The following is a 24,837-nucleotide window of genomic DNA, read 5'->3' as shown; positions in this document are numbered from 1 at the left end:
GCAGCGCCCGGGCACTGTGATGGTGCCCGGGCGCTGTGCGCGGCGTCGAAAAACGACTTCTCGAACTAGCCCTTCATCGAACCCTTTTCCTCCAGATTGATGTGGAAGTCGAAGGCGGTGCGCAGGTCATGCGGAGTCTGCAGGTGACGCTTGGACAGGGCACGCTCGAAGTACTCCTCGAGTAGCGGGCGATAATCCGGGTGGGCGACCGCGATCATCTTGGGCACCCGCTCCTTCGGGGAGAGACCACGCAGATCGGCATAACCGTATTCAGTGATCACCACCATCGCATCGTGCTCAGTGTGGTCGGTGTGGGAGGCAAAGGGCACGATGGCGGAGATCGCGCCATCCTTGGCCACCGAGGGGGAGATGAAGGTGGAAGCGAAGGCGTTCCGGGTAAAGTCGCCGGAGCCGCCGATACCGTTCATGATGCGGGTGCCACCGACATGGGTGGAGTTGATGTTGCCGTAGATATCGGCCTCGATCATGCCGTTGGAGGAGATCAATCCCATGCGGCGGATCACCTCGGGGCTGTTGGAGATCTGCAGCGGACGCAGGATCAGGTGCTCCCGGTACTTGCTGGCCTCGCGGTTCATCTTCTCCGCGTACTCCGGGGAGAGTGCGAAGGAGGTGGCCGAGGCCACGGTCATCTTGCCGGCGTCGATGAGATCGAGCATGCCGTCCTGGATCACCTCGGTGTAGGCCTGGACATTCTCAAATTTCGAGTCCAGCAGACCCGCCATCACCGCGTTGGGGACGTTGCCCACGCCGGACTGCATGATGTAGCCGTCATAGGACAGGCGACCGGCAGCGACTTCGCCTTCGAGGAAGTCGAGGAAGTTGCCCGCGATCTGCTTGGACACCTCATCGAAGGGCTTGAAGGGCGAGTTGCGGTCCGGGGCATCGGTCTCGATGACCGCGATGACCTTGGAGGTGTCGATCTGGATGTAGGGCTCGCCGATGCGGTCACCGACGTTGTTGATCGGGATCGGGGTGCGGTTGGGTAGGTGCGCGAGCCGGTAGACATCGGCCATGCCCTCCAGCTCGAGGGACTGCCAGGAGTTGACCTCGATGATGATCTTTTTGGCGGTATCCAGGTACTCCAGGTTGTTGCCCACTCCGGAGGAGGGGATCAGGTGGCCTTCCTCGGTGATGCGGGCGACCTCGACGATGGCGACGTCGAGCTCGCCGAAGAAGCCCTGCTCGACCTGCAGACCGGAGTGGGAGAGGTGGATGTCCTGGTACCTCATGTCACCGGCGTTGATCTTGGCGCGCATGGCCGGGTCAGACTGGTACGGCATGCGGTACCCGATGGCGTCGGCCTCGGCCAACACCCCATCGCAATCCGGGGCGGTGGAGGCGCCGGTGAGCATATCGACGGTGAATTCATCACCTCTGCCGTGGATCTCCTTGGCCTTCTCGGCGATCGCGGTGGGCATCGCCTTCGGGTAGGCCGCACCGGTGAAACCGGACATCCCGAGAATATCGCCGTGGTTGATGAACTGGGCGGCCTCCTCTGCGGACATCACCTTGGCGCGCAGTTCAGCATTGGCAATTCTTTCAGACATAAACTTCCCCTTCGAAAAATTGATGTGTTCCGTCTCTCATTCTCCTCTACGGGGATATGCTTGGGCCATGTCTATTGAGCCAAGAAACCAGCAGAATACGACATGAGACGCATTGGTTTCCTCGTCTTCGAGGGGACGACATTGCTTGATCTCTCCGGCCCCGCAGAAGTTCTCAGCCGTGCCCCAGGCTATGAGCTGCAGGTGTTTTCCCCCTCCGGCGAACAGGTCACCTCGGCCAGCGGACTGCCCATCGCCGGTACCCGCCCGGTGACTCCCGCCGCCGCGGCCACACTGGACACCATCATCATCACCGGCTCTGATGTCTTGCCGGAGAAAACGTGGGACCCGGCGCTTCTCGACGCCGCCGCGACCCTGGCCACCGGCCCCCGCCGGGTGGCCAGTGTGTGCACCGGGGCGTTCATTCTCGCCGAGCTCGGGCTTCTCGACGGCCGCCGGGCAACCACCCACTGGCGCAATGCCCGCGAACTGGCGCGACGTTATCCGCAGGTCCGGGTCGATCCCGATACCCTCCACGTCCATGATGGACGTTTCTTGTCTTCGGCGGGTATCACCGCTGGCATTGATCTGGCGCTTTCCCTGGTGGAGGAGGACCTGGGGCCGGAAGCCGCCCGGGACATCGCCCGTGAGATGGTGTTTTATATGCAGCGCCCCGGTGGGCAGTCACAGTTCGCCGGGGCGCCGAACACGACGGTGGTAGGTAGCCCGATTCTGCAGCGCGTGCTGGATCTGGTGGAGGAGGACCCGACCGGGCCCCATACGGTCGCGGAACTGGCCACCGGTGCCGCGGTGAGTCCCCGCCATCTTGCCCGCCTTTTCCGTGAGGAGCTGGACACCACCCCGGCACGTTGGCTGGAACGTCTCCGCCTGAGTACCGCCCAGCGATTGATTCTGGAGGGTCACTCCGTGACCGCGGCGGCCCGGAACTCCGGCTTCCGGACTGATGAGAATCTCCGGCGCGCCTTTGAGCGCCGCCTGCAGACCACCCCCTCGGACTACCGGAGCAGATTCAGCTCGACCTTTGTGCGAACCCGCGCCTGAGCGCGTGGTCTTCGCGGCGTCGATAAGCGCAGAACTGCCCGGCACCAATGTGGTGCCGGGCAGTGTCAGCTCACGCTGTGAAGAGTAAGGGAGGCGGTATTAGGCCTGCTTGATGGCGGAAGCCTCAACCTCAATCTTGATCTCCTCGGAGACCAGCATGCCGCCGGACTTCAGGGGAGCCTGGAAATCGACGCCGAAGTCCTTGCGCTGGATCTTGGTCTTGGCCTCGAAGCCGATGCGCACGTTGCCGAAGGGATCCTCTTCCACGCCGTCAACCTCGACGTCGAGAACGACGGACTTGGTGATGCCCTTGATGGTCAGGTCACCGGTGACGGTGCCCTCGGACTCGTTCTTGATGGTGAAGGAGGTGGCGGTGAAGGTGATCTCCGGGAACTTCTCGACGTCGAAGAAGTCCTCGCCGCGGGTGTGGGCGTCGCGGTCGGCGTTGCCGGAGTTGGTGGAGGCGGACTTGATGGTGACGTCGGCGGAGCTGTTCTCCGGGTTGTCCATGTCTACGACGAACTGGCCCTCGAACTCTTCGAAGGTGCCGCGGACCTTGGTGACCATGGCGTGGCGGGCAACCCAGTTGATGTTGGTGTGGGCGGTGTCGAGGACGTAGGTGCCGTTCAGGTTAGACATGTGGTGCTCCTTGTAAAAGTTTGTTGGTGTTATCTCGGCCCCTTTTGGAGGGCCTGGCATCGACTATACACCAGGTTGGTGACACGTCAACAGGTATTGGGTGAAATTGATTGAAGATTCAAGTAAATGTGCAGGTTGTGACGTGAATATAAATAATGCTCCGGAGTCTGGTTGGGCCACTGGCCTGCATGGAGTCGTTTGGGTGACGTATCACTTAAACTTTAGGAAAACTTCCTCCCATTCGATATGGTGGGGCCATGACAACTCCCAGATGGCTCAATGATGAAGAACAGGCGCTCTGGAGACTGATGCTCGCAGCCTCCCGGAAGATGGACCGCTGCCTGGACGAAACCCTGTTGACCGGCAATGACCTCTCCACCTCCGAGTTCTCTGTCCTGGTCTCCCTCTCTGAGAGTGAAGCACCTGGCCTGCGCCTCCGCGACCTGTGCAGCGTGCTCGACTGGGACCGCAGCCGCACCTCCCATCAGATCACCCGCATGGAAAAGCGCGGCCTGGTGACCAAGGAGTCCTGCGAGGGGGATGCCCGTGGCGTGATCGTCGTGCTGACCGCGGAAGGAATCCGCCGCCTCGAGTCGGCCGCCCCAGATCATGTGGAGAGCGTGCGTCGGCTCATTTTTGATCACCTCACCCAGGAACAGGCCGATGTCCTCGAAGGTTTCCTGGAGGCTCTCGTGGCCGTGGATAACGTGCCCGGTGCCAAGGGCTTCGACGGGATAGCCAAGGCATAGGACACTGGAAGGGGCCAGGGCTTACTCGGGGGAGTGGGGCCTGGAAGATCAGGGGAGTAATCAGGGTTAATCCTGATGCGCCGGGACACCTCGAAGAGGAGACTGTAGGAAGTCATCCAAGAGAGGTAAACCATGAGCATGAACTCCGTCCCCTTCCATCAGCGTCGACTTGAGCGCTCCACCACCGACAAATGGGTGGGCGGCGTACTCGGCGGCATCGCGCAGACCTATGACTGGAATCCCACCCTGGTCCGTGTCCTCTTCATCGCCAGCTTCGTGCTGCCCGGCCCGCAGCTGCTGATCTACCTGGCCGTCTGGATCGTCATGGCGATGAGCGGGCGCTAAGGGATCCCGGGTTTTCCGGCTCTTGCAACTGTCTGGCTGAAGGAATTGGCGGACCTCCTGTTGCAGGGGCCGGTTTTTCCATGGTTAGGGCTGGTGCTGGTTAGGGCCCTGACCTGGGGTTTGACGTTTAGGTCTCGAGGATCGGCCCAATTGCCCTCTGGCGAAGGTCATTGGGCTGATCCTCGAGACCTACCCTTCATCAGGGAAAAATGTGTGCCCAAAAAGGCGCCGGCCACAAGCTATAAGCTTGTGGCCGGCGCCTTGACTGCTGGTGTCCCCGACACGATTCGAACGTGCGACCTTTGGTACCGGAAACCAGTGCTCTATCCACTGAGCTACGGAGACCCGCCATCACTGGTGAGTGACAACATTGGACATGTTAGCACCACCGTGATGTGTGACCTAAACGCGGGGTCCTGAATGTTCGGACCTGAAAAATCAGTTCAGGCCGGGCAGGTCAGTGACCTCAGTGGTTCCGGTGCGGAGGTACTCCACCACAGTCTGGTCGACAGCCTCGTTGCCCAGCGCAACCTGGCCGTGGCCGGCGCCGTGGACGGTGACGAAGTGGCTGTTCATCAGTTCATGCATGCGGCCGGAGTGCTGGTAAGGGGTCTGCGGGTCGCCGGTGGCCTGGATCTGCAGCGGACGGTGCTCCAGTCCCGCCCCACTCAGCGTCGGCGGGGTGGTCACCGGCTCAGCGCCACCACAGGCGGCCCCCGAGCTGAACATCAGGGAAGGTGCACTGAAGATATCGCCCACGACGAAGTTCGTCCACACATAGTTCGGGATGTCCAAGGGGTTGGCGGGCACCTGGTTCTCATTGCACAGTTGCAGGGACTGCATCATTACGGAGGTGTTCATGGCCACGGCTTGTTCCTCGGTGAGCTGCATCGAGGGGATCGGCTCGGAGCCGTTAATGATCGAGGCCAGGTAGGGCCACTGGGAGGTGGCGGGGATCAGCTGGCGGGTGACCTGCAGAGTCGGCGAATAGGCCTGGTTGGAGCCCGGGCGCATGATCATGTTGGCCAGGTTCTGCAGCTGAGCCTGGGTCGGGCCCACGGCGGTCAGCACATCGGCCCCGGTCTGGCCTGAGGAGAGCAGCGCCGGCGGGATATCGCCGACCTGGGCGGGCGGTGGGGAGACGGTCGGGTTGGTGCCGGTCTCGGCGACGATCTTGTTGGACCAGGCCTGGTAGGCGGCCAGTGGGGTATCGCCCATGCCATAGGTCTCGTTATTGGCGGCGAGCCAGTTGAAGAACTCGTGCAGGGTGTTGAGGTAGCCCTGCTCCTGGCTATCGAGGATGCCGTTCCAGGCGTGCTCGGGGTTCATGCCGGAGTCCAGCACCACCTTGTCGGTGTGCTCGGGATACTTGGTGGCGTACATGGAACCGAGGAAGGTGCCGTAGGAGAGGCCCATGATGGAGATCTTCTCCTCACCCAGGGCCTGGCGGACCCACTCCCAGTCACCGGCGGTGTTTTCGGTGGTGATGGAGGCGGTGTAGCCCGGGGTGCCCTGCTCGCAGGCCTCGCGCAGGATGGCCCCGTAGCGGGTGTAGAGCGAAACCGGGTCAATGTTGCTCGGCTCGGGGCAGTTGACCGGGGTAGAACCCGGCAGGCCGCGCGGTTGCACCGCCACCCGATCCCATTCATTGCGGATCTCCTGGGGCCAGCTGAAACCGGCCTGGGTTCCGCCGAAGTAGGAGTAGCCGTCCCCACCGGGGCCGCCGGGGTTGCCGAAGAGCAGGCCGCGGCTCTGGCCTTCGGCGGGAACCTTGACGAAGCCGACGTCGATCTTCGCGCCGGCGGGGTCGGAGTGGTACATCGGGACCTCGACGCGACCGCACTCGGCGCCTGATTCATCGACCTGGACCGGGCAGTCTTCCCAGGTGATTTCGGGTGCGGTCTGGGCACCGGCGACCATGGTGGTCACGCTCAGCGCACTCAGGCCCGTCACCGCGGCGGTCATGGTGGCCAGGACAGTTCTTTTCAGCGACATAGAATGCTTGGTCTTTCCATCTTCGGGAATATGCAGAGGAGAACATGAAGGTCGGGAGGATGACCTGAATGCTAACTGGGTTTTTCCCCATTTGCCGGAGAACCACACCTCGGATGAACCCCAGTTGATCAAAAATCCCACAGGAGTTCCCCTGACCTATGCCCGGTTCAGCCGATCGGTACCTCCTCGGCTAAACTTTTCCCCCATGACACCTGCAGATCTATCGTCCCTGATTAAGGAGACCGCCCGCGCGGTTTTCGCTGAGCGTAACCTGGACACCTCCACTATCCCGGAGCAGGTCACTGTTGAGCGTCCCCGTAACCCGGAGCATGGTGACTATGCCACTAACCTGGCACTGCAGGTAGCGAAGAAGGTGGGACAGAACCCGCGCGAGGTGGCCACCTGGCTGGCGGAGGCACTGGGCCGGTCCGAAGCCATCGAGGTCGCGGAGATCGCCGGCCCGGGCTTCCTGAACATTCGGCTGGCAGCTGCCGCGCAAGGTGAAATCGTGGCCAGGATCCTCGAAGCGGGGGAGAGCTTCGGTCACTCCGATCTTTATGCAGACAAGAAGATCAACCTGGAATTCGTCTCGGCGAACCCGACCGGGCCGATCCACCTCGGTGGTACCCGGTGGGCTGCCGTGGGTGACTCCCTGGGTCGTATTCTCGTGGCCAATGGCGCCCAAGTCACCCGCGAGTACTACTTCAACGACCACGGCGAGCAGATCGACCGCTTCGCCCGTTCCCTGGTCGCTGCAGCCAAGGGCGAGCCGACCCCGGAGGACGGTTATGGCGGCGGCTATATCGCCGACATCGCCGCCACGGTCGTCGAAAAGCATCCCGAGGTGCTCTCGCAGGAGCCCGCGCAGCTGCAGGAGACCTTCCGTGCCACCGGCGTGGACATGATGTTCGATCACATCAGGGAATCCCTGAAGGAGTTCGGCACCGAATTCGACGTCTACTTCCATGAGAACTCGCTGTTTGAGAACGGTGCGGTCGACCGTGCCATCCAGACCCTCAAAGACAACGGCAACCTCTATGAGAATGAGGGCGCCTGGTGGCTGCGCAGCTCCAACTTCGGTGATGACAAGGATCGGGTGGTCATCAAGTCTGATGGCAACGCCGCCTACATCGCCGGAGACATCGCCTATGTGGTGGACAAGATCGAGCGTGGGCACGATCTGTGCATCTACATGCTCGGTGCTGACCACCACGGCTACATCGCCCGGCTGAAGGCCGCCGCCGCTGCGCTGGGCTATGACCCGGCCCGCGTTGAGGTGCTCATCGGTCAGATGGTCAACCTGCTCCGCGAGGGCGTGGCCATGCGCATGTCCAAGCGCGCCGGCACCGTGATCACCCTCGACGACCTCGTTGAGGCGATCGGTATCGACGCCGCCCGCTACTCCCTGATCCGCTCCTCGGTGGACTCCTCCCTGGACATTGACCTGGCACTCTGGGCCTCCCAGTCCTCGGACAACCCGGTGTACTACGTCCAGTACGGTCACGCCCGACTGTGCTCCCTCGCACGCAAGGCCGCCGAGCTGGGCGTCAGCTACGAGAACCCGGATCTCTCGCTGCTCACTCATGAGCGTGAGGGTGATCTGCTCCGCACCCTCGGGGAATTCCCCACCGTGGTCAAGGCTGCCGCGCAATTGCGTGAACCGCACCGCGTCGCCCGCTACGCTGAAGAACTGGCCGGTGTTTTCCACCGCTTCTACGATAATTGCCAGATCCTGCCCAAGGGTGAGGAGCAGACCGCACCGATTCATTCGGCACGTCTCGCACTTGCCGCCGCCACCCGACAGACCCTGGCCAACGCACTGCGGCTGGTTGGTGTCACCGCCCCCGAGAGGATGTAGATGACCTCCGTACAAAACTTCAATGAGGTCCCGGCCCACGTCTGGCCGAGGAATTCCCTCCGCCAGGAGGACGGCGTGATCACCATCGCCGGAGTCCCGCTGCCCGAGATCGCCGAGGAGTACGGCACCCCCGTATTCGTCGTTGACGAGGATGATTTCCGTTCCCGTTGCCAGGACATGGCCAAGGCCTTCGGCGGTGGCGATAACGTCCACTACGCCTCCAAAGCCTTCCTGAACAAGACCATTGCCCGCTGGGTGGATGAGGAGGGGCTGAGCCTCGATATCGCTTCCCTTGGGGAGCTGCGCATTGCTCTGGCCGCCGATTTCCCCGCCTCCCGGATCACCGCGCACGGCAACAACAAGGGCCCGGAATTTCTGCGTGCCTGCGTTCGTGAGGGGGTCTCCCACATTGTGCTCGACTCCGAGCAGGAGCTGGAGCTGCTGGATCTGATCGCCGCCCGTGAGGGCAAGATCCAGGAGGTGCTCATTCGCGTCAAGCCCGGCATCGAGGCTCATACGCACGAGTTCATCGCCACCAGCCACGAGGACCAGAAGTTCGGTTTCTCCCTGGCCTCCGGTTCAGCTTTCGCTGCCGCCCGGGCCGCCGTCAACGCTGAGAACCTGAAACTGGTGGGCCTGCATTGCCACGTCGGCTCCCAGGTCTTTGATGCTGAGGGCTTTTCCCTGGCCGCTGAGCGGGTGCTGGGGCTGCTCTCCCAGATCCACGCTGAGCTTGACCCGGCGGCGGTCACCGGGATCAGCGTCCTCGATCTCGGCGGCGGCTATGGCATCGCCTACACCGCCGCTGAGGAGCCGCTCAATGTCGGGGCCGTGGCCACCGAGCTGATCGCGAAGGTCGCCGAGCACGCCACCTCCCTGGGCATCGAGACCCCGCAGCTCATGGTGGAGCCGGGGCGCGCCATCGTCGGCCCCTCGACGGTCACCGTCTACGAGGTGGGCACCATCAAGGACGTCCATGTCGATGATGAGAACACCCGCCGCTACATCTCCGTCGATGGTGGCATGTCGGATAATATCCGCCCCGCGCTCTATGGTTCCGAGTACGATGCCCGCGTGGTCTCCCGCTTCGTCGATGGTGATCCGGTCGCCTCCCGCGTGGTGGGTTCCCACTGCGAGTCCGGTGACATTCTCATCCATGATCAGCAGTACCCCTCGGACATCAGGACCGGCGACCTGATGGCACTGGCCGCCACCGGCGCCTACTGTTACGCCATGAGCTCACGCTACAACCAGTTCACCCGCCCCGCCGTGGTGGCGGTCCGGGCCGGACAGACCAAGCTCATGCTCCGTCGCGAGACTCTTGAGGATCTGCTCTCGTTGGAGCCATAACCCGGGAGCTTTTAACAAGCTTTTCGACGGTCGCGCTTCGGCGCGACCGTCTTTTTTCATCCCCGGGGCAGGGGGTCAGCGGCGGCGGTAGGGGAGGAAGACGACCATCAGGCCCACCAACACCGCGATCACCAGGGTGATCAGGGAGGTGGACTTGGAGCTCCACTGGTTCTCCGTGGTCAGGGGAGGTAGGGACTCCGCGACCTCACCACTGGCCAGATCCGGTGCTGGTGCCGCCAGGACCTTGGTGGATCCGACGGGTACCGGGACCGCTGTGGTGCTGGACGGAACGTAGCTGACACCCAGATCCAGGACCGGGAACTCTCCGGCGATACCCCAGGCGCATGCCTGGTAGGCGGCATTTACCGAAAGTAGATGATCCAGATAATCGATGTCTTCCGCCGCGGAAACCTGCAGGGCCAGCAGGCTCTCCGAGGCACCGGGGACGCGGGCTGGCCAGTAGGCCGCCAGATCTTCCGCTGTTTTGGGCTGGAAATTCAGGAAGAGCTCGGTATCTGAGCGATTCCATTCACCATGGGTATCCAGGGGGATCCCGATGATCCGGGAATCGATCTCCTGCTCCAGGGAAGGGATGGCAGCAGCATCAACAATGGATTGGGGGAGTTCCCCGTCATGAAAACCGTTCTCGATTCCGCGGTCGTTGATCTCCTGGTAGGTCCTTCCCAGGTATCCGGAGGTAGGGACCCGGGCGGCGTATTGCGGTCGGGACTGTACTTGCTGTTGGAGATAGCTGATCTGATCACTGAGTTCCGGATACTTGCTGTGGACCTGATCGGAGATTGCCTGGCGGAGTGCCAGCTCAGCGTGGATAGTGCTCAGGACATCGGATTCACTGACCCCGAAGGTGCACTTCTCGTCTTCGATATCCACCGAGATGGCGGTAGCTGAGGGAGTGGCGGCAATCGTGAGCGTCAGGAGAGCCCCAGCACTGAGTAGCGCCGCGCTGACCTTGCCGAAGGTTCGCATGTTCAAGATCTTGCCCGCCCAGCTCAAACTCGATACCTCAGTTCTCAATCACATGGAGCTATCTCAAGGTGTGCCGTGCAACAGAATGGCATCAATCTTCCTATAACGATAGATAACGAAACTGTTTCGAGAGAGACATATTTTGCAGGGACCCTGAAATTGGGGGCATCTTCAGGTGGCATCTAGGGCTAAACTTGATAATATGCGGTCGGGAAAATGATAGATTGCTGAGTATGAGTGTGAATGTTCTAGCAATAGACGATCATCAAGTAACCCAAATGGGGGTAAGGTCGATCCTCTCAAAAGCCGAGGGGATGCACCTGGTGGGCGCGCACTACACAGTTGCTGAAGCGCTGACCCAGATCAAGGACCCGAATCAGCCTGAAATCCATGTCGTCCTGCTCGACTTGCGGCTGGGCCCGGATAGTGACCCCTATAGCAATGTGCTGGCGCTGACCGAGGCCGGTGTGGAAGTACTGATCTACAGTTCCCTGGAAAGTCCTTTCCTGGTACGGCGGGCGATCACCGCAGGAGTGGCGGGTGTGCTGGAGAAGTCCGCGGATCCGGAGATCCTGCTCCGCGCCATTGAGGTGGCGTCGAAAGGCGGCACCTTTGCCACCGCCGAATGGGCCGGCATCATCGACGCCGATCCGCTTTTCGACGCCGTCGATCTTTCACCCCGGCAGCGTGAGGTGCTCGAACTCTATGCGATGGGGGAGTCCGCGAAGCGGGTGGCCAGCATCACCGGTCTGGCGCAGGAGACCGTGCAGGATTACCTGGGCCGGATCCGGGTCAAGTACTCCCTGGCAGGACGTCCGGCCGTGACCAAGGTCGAACTGTATCAACGCGCCCAGGAGGATGGCTTTCTCCCGGGACCGAAAGAGTCATGAACCTACCCAGCTGGTTCTTTGAACCAGCACCGCTGAGACAGCCGGGCGTGTTATCTGCGGAGGTCGAGAAGCGTTATTGGCGCAGCCGGGGTGCCAGCCTTTCCTTGTTGAGGTTGGTGGCGACCCTCGGTGGTGTCAGCCTGGCGATCATGTTCCTGTTCGTCCGGGACCGCTGGGCCATCATCTTCGATCCTGCTGCCTGGAACCTAGCCCGAGTCGATGTCTGGGTGGGTGTGTTATTGGTCACCTCGGCGGTGTTGGTGGCGATGGCGGGGGTGTGGCACCGGTGGGAGTGGTACCTGAAGTGTTTCCGCATCGCTGGTGGGGTCTATCTCGCCGCGCTGACCGTTCATGTCTCCGGCCTTCTCACCGGAGGGTCCGTGTTGGAAGAACTCCACCTGGCGGATTACACAGGATACGCCGTGGCGCTGCTCCTGATTTCTATGCCCCGCCTCCTGGGTATCCCACTGGCGATCCTGACCATTGTGGTAGCCAGTGGCAGCCACCAGGGACTACCGATTTCCGTGGACAATCTGATGGAAGGGGTATGGGGATTCCTCATCATCCTGCCCTTTCTGCTGCTGCTGCTCTCTGCAATGCGCACCACCGAGGAGATTGACCTGGAAGCCCGCCGAAGGCACGGCGGTGCGCTTCGGATGGCGCGCTCGCGTTCCCTCCTGGATGCGGAAAGTCGTTTCCTGGGATATCTCCACGATCAGGTTCTGCATCACCTCGATGGGGTCCGTCGCGGACTGATCTCCCCGGACCCACTGCCGGTTACCTTCCCTGAGGACATGCGGCAGGTGGCCAAACCGCTGCCGGTCCGGGTTGAAAGGTCGGTGATGGATCTGCTGCAGAGCCTGCATCGGCTTGACCCGGAGCTGGAGGTGAAGCTCCCTGATGAGCTCTCTGGCATGTCCAATGTGCCGCCGGAGGCCATGAGCCTGATCTCCGACGCCGCGGTGGAGGCACTCGATAACAGCATGAAGCATGCGCCGAACGCCGCCCGTAGTGCCGAGATCAGCCTGGAGATCGACGCGGATCCGGAGTGTCGCTCCCTGAAGGTGGTCCTGCGGGATGAGGGACCGGGTTTTTGCCCCTATAACGTTCCCGCGGAGCGTGCCGGGGTCCGGGTCTCCATTCTCGGCCGGATGAGCTCTGCCCCAGGGCTTTCCGCTGAGATTGATTCTGCCCCGGGAAAGGGCACCACGGTGTTCCTGTCCTGGCAGCGACCCGAGGCCGGGCAAGAGGAAAGACCGTGCCCGCAGTCTGCGGACATCATTGAGGGTGTCTTCGATATGGGTACGGTGTTTACCCCGGTCTTCGGCGTCTTCACCTTTCTGTTCTTCATGCTGATGGGCTTTGGACACCAGCGTTCGGACTGGGGAGAGTTTATCCTGGCCCTGGTGTTGCTCGCGCTGGCAATCGGTGGGGTGCTTCGGGGAGACAAGAATAAACTTCCGATGCGTAACACCGTCTTTGTGGCCCTCTGTCTCTTCGGTTATATCTGCGTAGTGGCACATGAGTCCATCGGGCTCGCCAGGTGGTGGCCACCTTTGTGGTATACCTCGATCTTCGTCTTCATGTGTGTGCTCTTGGCGATGCGCAACCGTGCGTTGGTGGCCTGGGGGCTCCTGCTTCTTGGCATACTTTCGGTCTTTCTCCTCGAGGATGACCCCGAGATCGTGAACTACCTTTCCTGGTACATGTTGGTGGGGGGTGCTGCGTTGATGGTGCCCGGCACCCTCTTCCCGTTGGCTCTGCGCTGGTTGCTCAGTTCCTTGAACTCGAACCTCGTCGAGGACTCCGCGCGGGAGGCGGATCTGATCGTGGCAGCCACCCGGCGCAGTTATATCAGTGACTCCGCGAATTGGTTGGAGATGCAGATCGGGGCAGTCCTGAACCCCCAATTCCCGGCGGAGCAACGCATCCACCGTGCCAACCTATTGGAGCTACGGCTGCGTGATGCGATCCGCTCCCCGGGCTTTGATGTCAAAGGGACCAACCGCGAGGTGTGGCGAGCCCGGAAACGGGGGATCACCGTCCGCCTCCAGGATGACCGCAGTGATGAACGAGGAGTCGATCCCGTGCCGCTGCCGCTGACCCATTCCTTTATGCACCGGCGGCTACAAGCGGAACTCAGGGACGCCGAGGTCAAGGTCTCCGTCCGGATGCTGCCGGTTGGTCGCCGAATCTATGCCACCATCCTGGTGGAATCAGTGGGGGAGAACGGGGATCCACAGGTGGAGCAGATCCAGATTCCCACCGGAGTTACCTCGCAGGCTGAAACCATCGCAGGCAGTGGAGGGGCATCCCGATGGTGCCGGAAATCCGGTGAAGAGTAACGGCGCTCAGGGCATTAATCGGGGAGCCCCGGAAAGAGGCTCGGCACCGCCGGCTAGCAGTCGTCTGAGCTCTCGTGGGTCGTGGCATTGTTCTCCGGAATCACCGGGTTCTCTGGCACTGTCGGATTGTCCGGAACTACAGGGGCCTCCGCTGGCGTAGTCGGCTGGGGTTCCTTTCCGGAGAGGTGGTTGATGCAGGTGCTAAGGGCGGCGTTTTCTGCCCGGCCGTATTCGTGGTATTTCCAGAGCTTCAGATCATAGACTTCGCGGTTGATTTCATACATGCCCCCGCTGCTCGCAGGGGTGGGGTCCGGGTCATATGCGGATGGATAGATGATCTTGGGCAGTGGGGTCAACCGGTTGAGATCCCGGCGGTTGAGGACGCTTTCCTCACCGGGGACGATGCTGGGATTGCTGAGATTGCTCCGATAAAGCTCGTAGTCTCCGCCGGCTCGGTAGATGGTGTAGAGCACCTGGAATCCCAGCCCGGTGGATTTGGCTTCAGCTGCGGCACTGATACGGTCTGCCATCTGCTGCACATCCGTCGGCAGGGTGGGACGGGCCATGCTCTGTCGCCATAAAAAGACCCCTTCAATGTCCGCGGCTTCCGCGGGAAACATCTCCTGCAATCTGGTGATGGCAAGCTCGGCGGGGGCCCGGAGGTACTCATTACTGAGGTCCACATCTGCCTGGGTGTAGACGATCGTGCAGGTGTCCTCGCCATACTCAATCTCGTGGGACTGGGCGGATGCCACATTTGCCGCCCCGGCCAGAAATATCAGAACCGCGGACTTCAGGAGGATACGTTTATTCATGTCGATGTCCTCTGTGGGGTGCGAAAGTTAGCTGCTGGAACTACTGAAGTTGCGAAACCTGCGGGGTTTTTCCACTGTCGGTTCGGGCTCTTTGACGGAATCTGAGAGTGGGAAGTTACCGCCGGTGCCGGTTGCACAGCTCTGTAGTGCGCGGTTGAGTACCCCACTGAGATTTGGGCTGCTGACCTTGGCATTGGCCGCAGCATAGAGCGCGAGGAGCTGGGGGCTGGCACCCTCTCGAGGTTCCAGGACACCCAGGTTCAGGTTGGCGTCTCCAGTACCGGATTCAAGCTCCGCCAAGGTGGCGGCGGCCTCTGCCAGGGTACCGGAGTCGGCCGGAATTTCGCCTTCCACCAGGAGTACCTCCCTGATCTCGGCATCACTTTTCTCGGTGTATGCCTTGGCGAAGGCAGCACCCATCACGATGCCGCCATATTCTCCCGGGTTGAATCCGGCGGTTTCCACAGCTGCACTGATCCGCTCACTGCGCTTAACGTCTTCCACGTTGGGCATGTGCCCTTCTGCTCCACCATTTCTTCTGAAGGTCGCCAGCGCGTTGTTGTACTCCGTGTCCAGATCAGTCCTGGCGGAGGGAACGGCTAGCTTCAGCTGGGTGAAGAGTTCATTGAGATGATCATTCTGGATCTGAAGGAGATGGCGGTAGTCGGCAACAGTGAGGGTGGTAGCGCAGACTTCTTCATCCACGGCGACGGTGATTGCGGAGACCACTGGAGTGGCAGCGAATAGGCTTCCGGTGAAAGCGGTGGTGGCGGCTAGGGCGATGAGAGTTTTAGGAAAACGCATGGGATTCTCTTCCTCAAAAATCACAATGAACTTGTGTAGCAGAAACGTTGGGTTGAAGGTGGACCGCAGGGTCAGATGTATATTCCGGTCGGGTCCAAAACTCACCAGTGATTAAAGCATGAGGAAATATTAAGAAACAGACAGTTGATCCGGTGTCCCTAGAGTGGGGTCACTCACTCAGTGGTCCCAGGATTAGGCGTATTTACTGGGGGTTTCCCGTTTCAAGGCAGACTTCTGAGGGGCCACTGACTTATTTGCAGGTCCCACTATGGGGTGAATTTCACGGTTTTATACGTACATAATCTATTTATTACGCAGATATCTGGTTTATCCTGAGGTTTACCTGTTAACTTGGTTTCATGAATATCAAAGTGGTAGCTATTGACGACCACACAGCAGCGCTTGCCGGTGTCGGCGATCTTCTTGGCGAAATTCCCAACATTGAATTAGTGGGGATGGTCAACACCGTTGATCAGGCACTCGACCGTATTCACCAGATGATTCCCACCGATATCGATGTTGTGCTGCTTGATCTCCGGCTCGCTGACGGCAGTGACCCCTACAACAACGCTGTCCTGTTGTTGTCGACCGGGGTTCACGTCCTGGTGTACAGCTCGATGGAAAGCCCCTTCCTGGTCCGCCGCGCCCTGAAAGCCGGGGTCTCCGGGGTCGTCGATAAGTCTGCCAGGGTGGAGAACCTGGTCATCGCGATCAACGAGGCTGCGGCCGGTCGGACCGTGGCAAACGCGAACTGGGCGGGGGTCATTGATTCTGATCCGCTCATCAACTCGGTGCAGCTTTCTGCGCGGCAGCGGGAGGTGCTTGAGCTCTATGCCATCGGCGAGTCCGCGAAGCGGGTGGCCTCCATCACCGGGCTCTCCGCAGACACCGTGCAGGACTATCTGGGCCGGATCCGCACCAAGTACGCTTTGGTGGGGCGCCCGGTGCACAGCAAGATCGACCTTTTCCGGCGTGCCCAGGAGGATGGATTTCTACCTGGTCCCGGAGATCGCTGATGGCGGAGAGCCGGGATCCGCTGCCCCCGGCGGCGGCCAGTAGCGAATTTCCCGAGGGTTTTCAGCGGCCAGCGCCGCTCCAGGAGGTGGGGGAGCTCTCGGACATTGCCGAGGCCGAGTATCTCCGCGCACGGACGGTCTCGCTGGCCGTGCTGCGGGTGGTCGCCTTCGGCGCCGGCGTGCCCTGGCTGATCTTCATGATGCTGGGCCGGATCCCCGAGGGCAGATATGAGGGAACCCCCTGGCTTCCTTTCGCGGATCTGGTGTCCGCGGTGTGGTTTCTCTTGATTGTTGAGGTGCTGGGGGTCATCCTCGCTGCCTTCATCCACAAGCGACAGGTTTATTTTTGGACTTTGTTGACCGCTGGCGGCACCTTTGTCGCCGTACTCATCTGGCATGTCGGGGCGGTGGTGTTCATCGGCGAATCTCCACTGAGTGGCCTGTATCTGGGGGACTTCGCTGGACTACCGGTGGCGATGCTGGTCACCGTGCTCCCCAGTAGATGGGCCATGTGGGTGGCGGTGATCAGTGTCGGATCTGCGGCCGCGGTCAATCTGGGCAGCCCCGTGGGTTTCAACATGGGGATCGAGATTGCCCATTCGGTTCTGCTGATACTGCCCTTCCTGATCCTGCTGCAGTCAGCGCGGCGCACCTCGAAGCTGTTGGATGAAATGGTCGCCCGAGCGTATCTGACTGCTGGTCGGCTGGCCCGGACCAAAGCCCTGAAGGAATTGGAGGTCCGCTTCCTCGGCTATCTCCATGACCGGGTGATGAGTAATCTGGATGCGATTCGTCGCGGAGTGCGGTCGCCGAATTTGCGGGACCTTCCCGCCGAGACCTTCGCACTGGGTGCCTTGGCACCCTCGGGACAGCTCGGGCTCAATCAGGTGCTCCTGGAGTTACGTGCCCAGATCACCGCGCTTGCCCCACAGCTGGAAGTTCGGGGCCCCGGCATGCTGCCTGAGTCCGCCACCCTTCCCGCCGATGTCTCAGCGGCGCTGAGTGACTCCACCCTTGAGGCGGTGCACAACACCCTTTCCCACGCCTCGGGTGTCCCCGCGGAGGTGGCGATCAAGGTTGACTTAGACGGGGATACCTGTCAGGGGATCACCCTGATGATCCGGGATGAAGGTCCGGGTTTCAATCCGGCGACTATTCCCAATGGTCGGGCTGGAATCAGGGTGGCCATCGCCGGCCGAATGCAGGCCACCGATGGCTGCTCCCTGGAACTGAAGAGTGTGCCGGGGGCGGGGACCGAGGTCATCCTGCGGTGGCATCCGGATGGCCCGGTCAGAGGCGACGGCGGGGCGGACAGTTCGGATATCGAGGTGCCCTCCGCCTATCAGATGGTCGGCATGCGCCAGGTTTTCCAGCCGCTGAGTGCCGTGATCGCCTGGCTGGTGTTTTTCAGTATGAGTCTGAATAACCAGCATGATCACCTCAATGTCCGGTTGCTGGCCTTGGCGGCGATCGCGGTGGCGCTGGCCATGCTCACCTGCGGCCGGAAACTGCGCCTGCCGACTCAGCCCACTGTGATCGCCACCGTGGCCATCGGAGTGTTCTATGCCGCGGCGGCACTGAACTTCGTTGAACTTGGGCCCTACTGGCCCGCGGCCTGGTACCCCTGGGTCTTCATTCTGCTGTGCACCTATCTCGCCCTGCGCGATCGCGCGCTGGTGACCTGGATCCTCTGGGCCGCCGGAATGGGCTTCAGTGAAGTGCTGGTGCAGCTGGGGGTCAATGATCCGGTCCTGGGGGCCGTCCCACTAGCAATGGCGAGCCTCGTGCTCATTCCGGCGACGTTGATTCCTCGGCTGGTCAAGCTGACCACCCGGGGACTGCCGATCGCGATCTCCACCCGGCGAAGTGAGCTGACCACCATGGAGGTGATCAGTCGGCAGCGGCGCTTCCTCAGCGATACCTCCACCTGGGTGGAGATCCAGGTCAGGGCAGTCCTGGATGAGCGCTTCCCGCCCGAGGTGAGAAAAGCCAACGCACATCTCCTCGAACTCAAGCTCCGTGATTCCATCCGTTCCCCGGCCTTCACCACGGAGGCCGTCAATCGTGCGGTGTGGGATGCCCGGGCCACCGGCCGGCAGGTCCAGATTCTCGATGACCGCTCCACGCAGGGGGAGCTGCCGGAGCCGGACACCCAACTGCCGCATCTGCACCGGCAGTTCATCGGGATCCTGGAGGAACGGAACTACCGGGAGTTGACTCTCCGCCTGTTTCCCGCGGGACGTGCCAGGTACGCCACCATTCTCCTCACCAATACAGAGGGGGAAATACAACGGATAGAGGTGGCGGCCGTCGGTGCAGTTGGGGGCTCGGAGAATACCGGCTAGCCCAGGTATACGTCCTTACCGGGGGTCGCGCTGGGCAGGAGGGCCCCTGAGCGAAGACAAATAAGACAGCTTTGTCTATACTGGCTCGAGTGGCTGAGGATCACCCCGATTCGGGCCCGGGTGTGATCTACTCAACCGAACCGGTGAGATTGAGATTCGATAACTACACTTGCTGGACATGTGCCTGCCGTATCCTTCGGCGGGTCGCACCGATTGACTGACCCCGACCCTGGAGAGATATGACCACGACAGCTCAGAGCACATTCAACCCCGGCAAGGGCGTGGGAGAGCCCGTCGGAATCGCCATTCTGGGACACGGCACCGTGGGCAAGGAAGTCGTGCGACTGATGCACGAGTACTCCGAGGACTTCACCCAGCGCATTGGCGGCTCATTGGAGCTCAAGGGTGTTGCCGTCTCCGATAAGGAGAAGCACCGCGGTGCCCTGGCTGAGGATCTGCTCACCGATGACGCCATGTCGCTGATCGAGCGCGATGATGTTGACCTGGTAGTCGAGGTAATCGGTGGCATCGATTATCCGCGCAAGCTGGTTCTGGCTGCGCTGAAGGCCGGTAAGTCCGTCATCACCGCGAACAAGGCCCTGGTGGCCGCCCACGCCGCGGAGCTTTCCGAGGCCGCCGACGCCGCCAATGTCGACCTCTACTTCGAGGCCGCCGTCGCCGCCGCCATCCCGGTGGTTGGTCCACTGCGCCGCTCCCTGGCCGGTGACCAGATCGAGTCGGTTTCCGGCATCGTCAACGGCACCACCAACTTCATCCTTGATGCCATGGATTCCAGCGGCGCGAGCTACGATGACTCGCTGGCTGAGGCCACCGCACTCGGTTATGCCGAGGCCGATCCGACGGCCGATGTCGAGGGTTTTGACGCTGCCTCCAAGGCCGCCATCCTCGCTTCGCTGGCCTTCCACACCCGGGTGACCGCTGATGATGTCTACTGCGAGGGCATCACCAATGTCACCGCCAATGATATTGAAGCCGCCAAGAAGGCCGGTTACACCATCAAGCTGCTCGCCATCTGCGAGAAGCTGACCGACAAGGACGGTAACCAGTCTATTTCTGCCCGCGTCCACCCGACACTGATTTCCCGGGAGCACCCGTTGGCAACCGTGAGCAAGTCCTTCAACGCCATTTTCGTCGAGGCTGAGGCTGCTGGGCGCCTGATGTTCTACGGCAACGGCGCCGGTGGTAACCCCACCGCCTCCGCCGTGCTCGGCGACATTGTCGGCGCAGCCCGTAACAAGGTCCACGGTGGCCGCGCGCCCGGTGACTCCACCTACGCGAACCTGCCGCTCGCTGATTTCGGTGATGTGCCCACCCGTTACCACATCGACATGGAAGTCCTTGACCGCGCCGGGGTGCTCGCGGAGATCGCCAGCAGCTTCGCCGCCGAGGGCATTTCCCTGCGGACCGTGCGCCAGGAGGAGTCCGGTGAGAATGCCCGACTGATCGTGGTCACCCACACCGCCCGTGAGGCTGACCTGGCGCGTACCGTCAACCAGCTCAAGGAGACGGACATTGTCAAGGCCGTCACCAGCGTCATCCGCCTCGAAGGAGAGTAAGCGGATGGCGATTGATCTGGAAATCGGCACCAAAGCCAAAGTTACGGTTCCGGCGTCCTCGGCTAACCTGGGCCCCGGATTCGACACCCTCGGCCTGGCACTGAGCCTCTACGACACCGTGGAGGTGGAGGTGACCTCCTCGGGCCTGGAGGTAGAGATCTTCGGTGAGGGGGAGGGCGAACTTCCCTTGGACGGCTCCCACCTGGTGGTCAAGGCCATCAGGCAGGGACTCGCCGCCGCAGATGCCGACGCCCCTGGCCTGCGCGTGGTGTGCACCAACAACATCCCGCAGTCCCGTGGCCTGGGTTCTTCAGCCGCGGCTGCGGTGGCCGGGGTGGTTGCGGCGAATGCGCTGGCAGGTTTCCCGCTGGACAACGATAAGATCGTCCAGCTCTCCTCGGCCTTCGAGGGACATCCGGACAATGCCGCGGCCTCGGTGCTCGGCAGCGCGGTGGTCTCTTGGACGGAGATTCCGGTGGACGGCCGTAGTGTGGCCTCCTACCGGGCGGTAACCATTCCGGTGCATGAGACAATTCGTGCCACCGCGCTGGTGCCGAACTTCCATGCTTCCACCCAGGCGGTGCGGCGGGTGCTGCCCAGCCATGTCACCCACACGGATGCGCGTTTCAATGTCTCGCGTGCCGCAGTGATGACCGTGGCGCTGCAGAACCACCCGGAGCTGCTCTGGGAGGGCACCCGCGACCGGCTGCATCAGCCCTACCGCGCGGATGTCCTGCCGGTGACCGCAGAGTGGATCAACCGGCTGCGCAACCGTGGTTATGCCGCCTACCTCTCGGGCGCCGGTCCCACCGCGATGGTGCTGTCTCAGGAACCGGTGGATCCCACGATCCTGGATTCCGCCCGTGAGGCTGGCCTGCGGGTCATTGAACTTGAGGTGGCCGGCCCAGTGACCGTCGAGGTCTCGGCGGCCTAGCCGGACCCCCGACAAGACACCAAAGGTCCGGGAGAGCTGATCAATCTCAGCTCTCCCGGACCTTTGTGTTGCCGCTTAGGCGGTGACTTCCGGGGAGGATTCAGTCCGGAAATTGACGCTGCAGTACCCCGGACCATCGAAGGGCCGGATGGAGACCTTCACCGGTCCGCTCGGGCCGACGGTCTCCTGGATGAATCCCTCGTGGATGGCGCAGATGAAGGGGGAGGGGCGTACCCCGCCGGTGATGAAGGGGCAGCTGTGCAGGGATAATTCCGCTTCCTCTTCCTGCTGCTTGGCGGTGGAGGGATCGAAACCCATTTCGCGCAGTTTATGGAAGAGCTCTCCCAGGGCGTCATCGATACTGCTCCAGGTCTGTCCGGTGCTGGACATGTGACTGGCCCACTGGTTGCCGATGCGCCGGGCTCGGTTGAGTGACTCGGTGTCCGGGTGCTCAGCATCGCCCAGAGTCCGGGCCAGCACCTCGATCAGAGAGATGTATTCCTGGGCCACCGCCCGGTTATCGGGGACCCGGACCTGGAAGATCAGCGAGGGTCGGCCACGTCCCTTGGCGGGCGCAGTCACGGTGCGCACGGCATCCTGTGCGATCAGCTCCTCGAGGTGGCCACGGGCGGTGTTGACGTGCATCCCCAGCTTCGCGGCAATCTCCGTGGCACGGGCTCCCTCGGGAAATTCTTGCAGGGTGGAGAGAACCAGACGCTGTTTCGGGCTCAATCGGAGGGAGTCCGGGAAGAGATCAGGGGCTGAACGCGGCAGCGATGGGTTCATGGTGTTACTCCGTTCCGGTGCGGCCGGGGATGGATGTTCACCGAGAGTGCCTTGGTTAAACATTCCACCTCCTTACCTTCCTGCAGTTCCAGTGCGACGGCGGATTGCCGGGTCACCGGGACCGTGATGTTGATGTTCCCCCCAAGTTCGATGCTGACCTCCACATGGGAACCGAGCGTGGCAGCCAGTCCAACAACCCGGCCCCGCCATCTGTTCCGGACGGATTCCCGCCGGTCGGGTCCGGGGAGCCGAAGTGTGGTTGCTTCCGGAGGGAAGGTAGCCACCGTAGCCTCCCCCTCCCGCGGTGTATGGGAGGGGTCCATGATACCGGTGATGAGCAGGTCTTCTCCCCTGATGGTAACGGTGTCGGGGTCGATTGCGGAAATCTCGCCCACAATCCGGTTGATCCCGGCGACGCTGGCCACGAAGGGATTATGGGGGACCTTCAGCAATTCGCTGGGCTCTCCCTGCGCCACGGTATGTCCGGCTTCCAGGACCACGAGATATTCGGCCAGTCCGGCGATGTCGACCGGATCATGGGTGACCATGATGGTGGTGCGGTCCTCGGCGGTGGCCTTGAGAAGGCGTCGCCACCGGGCGGTGGAGGCGACATCGATGGCGGCGAGCGGCTCATCGAGGATCAGGACCCGGGGTTTGGCGGCCAGGGCCCGCAGCAGCGCGACCTGGGCAGCCTGCCCGCCAGAGAGTGCGGGTACCTTGACGTCGGCGAGTTCCGCGAGCCCGGCGGCCTGTAAGAGTTCCCTGGTCCGGGCGGGGGAGCGGGAGGCCATGGTGATGGCCCCGGCGACCGTGGTGGTGCGAGGCAGCCCGGGGTGCTGGGTCAGCAGCACCACGCCGCGGCGATGCGCCGGAATGAAACGTTCGCCGTCCAGGATCTGCTCACCCACGGTGACCGAAGCCCCGCGCAGCCGGCCGGCCAGTGTGCCCACCAGGGTGGTTTTGCCGGAGCCATTGGGGCCGATGATGGCGGTGGTGGCATTGGCGGGGAAACGGGTCTCCACCCCATCCGCCACATGCCGCACGGCCAGCCCGGGTAGCGGCCGACACAGCTCCCGGATCCGGCCGGCATTGAAGTCGCCGATGGTCCGGGGTGCCGGTGTGGCTTCCCGTCGCAGCAGCATGGGCAGTGCGGTCAGCGCCAGAGCGATCACCGCCATCAGGATCAGCACGGCCGCGAGCACATAGGCGGATCCGGGGTCGATCTCACGCTCCAGATAGATCCCCAAGGGCATGGTGCGGGTGACTCCGGGCATGGATCCAGCGAAGGTGAGGGTGGTGCCGAATTCCCCCAGGGATCGGACGAACGCCAGCCCGGCGCCGGTGGCGATCGCGGGTGCGATGGCGGGCAGGGTGACCTTGAGCAGCACCTCCCAGGGGCTCAACCCCACCCCGGCGGCACTGGCCAGGATCTCCCGGTCGAGCTGCCGCAGGCTGGATTCAACGGCGACCACCACATAGGGCAGGGCGATGAAGACATGGGAGGCGATGACCCCGGGGAAGGCGAAAGCGAACTGGATGCCCAGGGCGTCGAGAAGCGGGGCGGTGACCCCGCGGTTGCCGATCGCCGCAGTCAACGCCAGCCCCGCGACGACCGGGGGCATGGCCAGCGGCAGCAGTACCAGCAGGCGAACCAGGCCGGAGCCGCGGCGGAGCCCGGCAAGCCAGACCGCCAACGGTACCCCGAGGACCAGGGTGATGAGGGTGGCCTGAAGCGCGGCGTAGGCGGTGACCCGCAGCAACTCGGTGGTCTCCGGATCGCTGAGGATGTCGCGGAACCGGTCCCAGGGCACCCGGGTAGCCAGGGCAACCACCGGACCGATGATCACCGCCACCGCCAATAGGGCGATGATCAGGACCAACGCGGGGACCCGGGTGGGGGCGGGCCGGGGAGCGGGCGACATTTTAAGCCTCAGGGGTGAAACCGTTGTCCTCCCAGACACCGGCCATGTCCTCGCCGGTGATCAGCTCCAGCAGGGCCTGGGCCTGCTCCGGGTTGGCGGAATCAGTGGACACCGCGGCAACGAGGGTATTTAGCACCTGCTCGGCACCGGGGATCTCGAAGACGGCCACGGTGTCACCGGCGGCCTGGGCATCGGTGCGGTAGACCCAACCGGCGTCCGCCTCCCCGGAGGTGACCTTGCCCAGGGTGTCAGCGACCGAGTGCTCGAGGCTGGCGGCCTGGAGCTCGATGCCCTGATCAGCCATGATCTTCCCGGAAACCGCCCCACAGGGCACCTGCGGATCACAGAGCACCACATTGGCGCCCTCGAGGGAGGAATCCACCCCGGTGATCCCGGCCGGGTTACCGGCGGGCACGACCATGACCATCGAGTTGGTGGCGATGGCCACCGGACCGCCCACCACACCCTGATCTACTGCACGGTCCATGCTGGCCTGGTCGGCGGTGATGAGCAGATCGCCCGGGGAACCATCGCTGAGCTGTTGGACCAGCGTGGCGGAACCGGCGTTGATGAACTCCAACTCCTGCTCACTGAGTTCGCTGAGTTCTTCATTGATCACCCGGGTTGAGGCCGCACCCAGGACGACCAGCTCGACCGACTCGGCCCCATCCACCCCGGAACCGGCACCCTGCGTGCTGGGGTTCTGATTACCCGGGGCGCAGCCCACCACTAGGGCACCGATGCCGATTATCGTGGCGGTGGTGCCGAGGATGCGGGAGAGCTGCATGTTTATCCGTCCTGAAGCTTCTGGGAAGTGTCTGCTTCTTTAGAATAGGGCAGTGGCATACAGCTT

General features: G+C 62.4%; 20 protein-coding genes and 1 tRNA gene. 11 read left to right on the top strand and 10 right to left on the bottom strand.

Features of this window, described 5'->3' with window-relative positions; all coding sequences use genetic code 11:
• Positions 1–65: 65 nt before the first annotated feature.
• Positions 66–1,568, bottom strand: coding sequence for an acetyl-CoA hydrolase/transferase family protein (locus ACTU46_RS04860; protein WP_443379848.1), 1,503 nt, complete (start codon positions 1,566–1,568; stop codon positions 66–68).
• A 102-nt stretch (positions 1,569–1,670) separates the two neighbouring features.
• Between ACTU46_RS04860 and ACTU46_RS04855 the strand changes: the two genes are divergently transcribed.
• Positions 1,671–2,627 (top strand): GlxA family transcriptional regulator, encoded by a 957-nt coding sequence (locus ACTU46_RS04855; RefSeq protein WP_443379845.1) that lies wholly within the window; start codon positions 1,671–1,673, stop codon positions 2,625–2,627.
• Positions 2,628–2,726: 99 nt separating this feature from the next.
• Here ACTU46_RS04855 and ACTU46_RS04850 read toward each other — a convergent pair whose 3' ends face one another.
• Positions 2,727–3,266, bottom strand: coding sequence for a YceI family protein (locus ACTU46_RS04850; RefSeq protein ID WP_443379842.1), 540 nt, complete (start codon positions 3,264–3,266; stop codon positions 2,727–2,729).
• 257 nt (positions 3,267–3,523) lie between these two features.
• Here ACTU46_RS04850 and ACTU46_RS04845 point away from each other — a divergent pair, with 257 nt between their 5' ends.
• Positions 3,524–4,015 (top strand): MarR family winged helix-turn-helix transcriptional regulator, encoded by a 492-nt coding sequence (locus ACTU46_RS04845; RefSeq protein WP_443379839.1) that lies wholly within the window; start codon positions 3,524–3,526, stop codon positions 4,013–4,015.
• A gap of 132 nt (positions 4,016–4,147) precedes the next feature.
• The gene (locus ACTU46_RS04840) at positions 4,148–4,360 is read left to right on the top strand and encodes a PspC domain-containing protein (RefSeq protein ID WP_443379836.1); all 213 of its coding nucleotides are present in this window, start codon (positions 4,148–4,150) and stop codon (positions 4,358–4,360) included.
• A 269-nt stretch (positions 4,361–4,629) separates the two neighbouring features.
• Here the strand turns inward: ACTU46_RS04840 and ACTU46_RS04835 are convergent.
• Positions 4,630–4,705: transfer RNA gene (locus tag ACTU46_RS04835), tRNA-Arg, on the bottom strand.
• Between the two features lie 93 nt (positions 4,706–4,798).
• The gene (locus tag ACTU46_RS04830; protein WP_443379833.1) at positions 4,799–6,355 is read right to left on the bottom strand and encodes an alpha/beta hydrolase; all 1,557 of its coding nucleotides are present in this window, start codon (positions 6,353–6,355) and stop codon (positions 4,799–4,801) included.
• Between the two features lie 205 nt (positions 6,356–6,560).
• Between ACTU46_RS04830 and argS the strand changes: the two genes are divergently transcribed.
• Both argS and lysA read left to right on the top strand, forming a co-directional pair.
• Positions 6,561–8,213: an arginine--tRNA ligase gene (gene argS / locus ACTU46_RS04825; RefSeq protein WP_443379830.1), complete on the top strand. Its 1,653-nt coding sequence runs from the start codon at positions 6,561–6,563 to the stop codon at positions 8,211–8,213.
• The gene (lysA, locus tag ACTU46_RS04820; RefSeq protein WP_443379827.1) at positions 8,214–9,563 is read left to right on the top strand and encodes a diaminopimelate decarboxylase; all 1,350 of its coding nucleotides are present in this window, start codon (positions 8,214–8,216) and stop codon (positions 9,561–9,563) included.
• A 75-nt stretch (positions 9,564–9,638) separates the two neighbouring features.
• On the opposite strand, the gene ACTU46_RS04815 is transcribed toward lysA, so the two are convergent.
• The gene (locus ACTU46_RS04815) at positions 9,639–10,550 is read right to left on the bottom strand and encodes a hypothetical protein (protein ID WP_443379824.1); all 912 of its coding nucleotides are present in this window, start codon (positions 10,548–10,550) and stop codon (positions 9,639–9,641) included.
• Between the two features lie 233 nt (positions 10,551–10,783).
• Here ACTU46_RS04815 and ACTU46_RS04810 point away from each other — a divergent pair, with 233 nt between their 5' ends.
• A complete protein-coding gene (locus tag ACTU46_RS04810; RefSeq protein ID WP_443379821.1) occupies positions 10,784–11,440 on the top strand; it encodes a response regulator in 657 nt (218 codons plus the stop codon).
• Positions 11,437–13,785 (top strand): hypothetical protein, encoded by a 2,349-nt coding sequence (locus tag ACTU46_RS04805; RefSeq protein WP_443379818.1) that lies wholly within the window; start codon positions 11,437–11,439, stop codon positions 13,783–13,785. Before ACTU46_RS04810 ends, ACTU46_RS04805 begins: the two co-directional genes overlap by 4 nt.
• 53 nt (positions 13,786–13,838) lie before the next feature.
• Here ACTU46_RS04805 and ACTU46_RS04800 read toward each other — a convergent pair whose 3' ends face one another.
• Positions 13,839–14,600 carry a hypothetical protein gene (locus tag ACTU46_RS04800; RefSeq protein ID WP_443379816.1) on the bottom strand — a complete coding sequence of 254 codons (762 nt, stop codon included), beginning with the start codon at positions 14,598–14,600 and terminating at the stop codon, positions 13,839–13,841.
• A 27-nt stretch (positions 14,601–14,627) separates the two neighbouring features.
• On the bottom strand, positions 14,628–15,404 hold the full coding sequence (locus ACTU46_RS04795; protein WP_443379813.1) for a hypothetical protein: 777 nt from the start codon (positions 15,402–15,404) through the stop codon (positions 14,628–14,630).
• 359 nt (positions 15,405–15,763) lie between these two features.
• Between ACTU46_RS04795 and ACTU46_RS04790 the strand changes: the two genes are divergently transcribed.
• From ACTU46_RS04790 to thrB, 4 genes are all read left to right on the top strand, one after another.
• A complete protein-coding gene (locus ACTU46_RS04790) occupies positions 15,764–16,420 on the top strand; it encodes a LuxR C-terminal-related transcriptional regulator (protein ID WP_443379810.1) in 657 nt (218 codons plus the stop codon).
• Positions 16,420–18,765 carry a hypothetical protein gene (locus ACTU46_RS04785; protein ID WP_443379807.1) on the top strand — a complete coding sequence of 782 codons (2,346 nt, stop codon included), beginning with the start codon at positions 16,420–16,422 and terminating at the stop codon, positions 18,763–18,765. The genes ACTU46_RS04790 and ACTU46_RS04785 overlap by 1 nt, the downstream gene beginning before the upstream one ends.
• A gap of 239 nt (positions 18,766–19,004) precedes the next feature.
• Positions 19,005–20,342, top strand: a complete 1,338-nt coding sequence (locus tag ACTU46_RS04780) for a homoserine dehydrogenase (protein ID WP_443379804.1) — start codon at positions 19,005–19,007, stop codon at positions 20,340–20,342.
• 4 nt (positions 20,343–20,346) lie between these two features.
• Positions 20,347–21,276, top strand: a complete 930-nt coding sequence (gene thrB, locus ACTU46_RS04775) for a homoserine kinase (RefSeq protein WP_443379801.1) — start codon at positions 20,347–20,349, stop codon at positions 21,274–21,276.
• A 75-nt stretch (positions 21,277–21,351) separates the two neighbouring features.
• On the opposite strand, the gene ACTU46_RS04770 is transcribed toward thrB, so the two are convergent.
• From ACTU46_RS04770 to ACTU46_RS04760, 3 genes are read right to left on the bottom strand one after another with little or no spacing between them, the layout of a single operon-like run.
• Positions 21,352–22,062: a helix-turn-helix transcriptional regulator gene (locus tag ACTU46_RS04770; protein WP_443379798.1), complete on the bottom strand. Its 711-nt coding sequence runs from the start codon at positions 22,060–22,062 to the stop codon at positions 21,352–21,354.
• Positions 22,059–23,984 carry an ATP-binding cassette domain-containing protein gene (locus ACTU46_RS04765; protein ID WP_443379796.1) on the bottom strand — a complete coding sequence of 642 codons (1,926 nt, stop codon included), beginning with the start codon at positions 23,982–23,984 and terminating at the stop codon, positions 22,059–22,061. The genes ACTU46_RS04770 and ACTU46_RS04765 overlap by 4 nt, the downstream gene beginning before the upstream one ends.
• A 1-nt stretch (position 23,985) precedes the next feature.
• Entirely contained in the window at positions 23,986–24,771 is a 786-nt protein-coding gene (locus ACTU46_RS04760) for an extracellular solute-binding protein (RefSeq protein WP_443379793.1), read from the bottom strand.
• Positions 24,772–24,837 lie beyond the last annotated feature (66 nt).

The organism is Corynebacterium sp. A21, assembly GCF_052266655.1.
In the GTDB taxonomy this organism is placed as follows: Bacteria; Actinomycetota; Actinomycetes; order Mycobacteriales; family Mycobacteriaceae; genus Corynebacterium.
The sequence above is the reverse complement of the archived record's forward strand: the minus strand, read 5'-3'. Positions and strand labels throughout refer to the sequence as shown.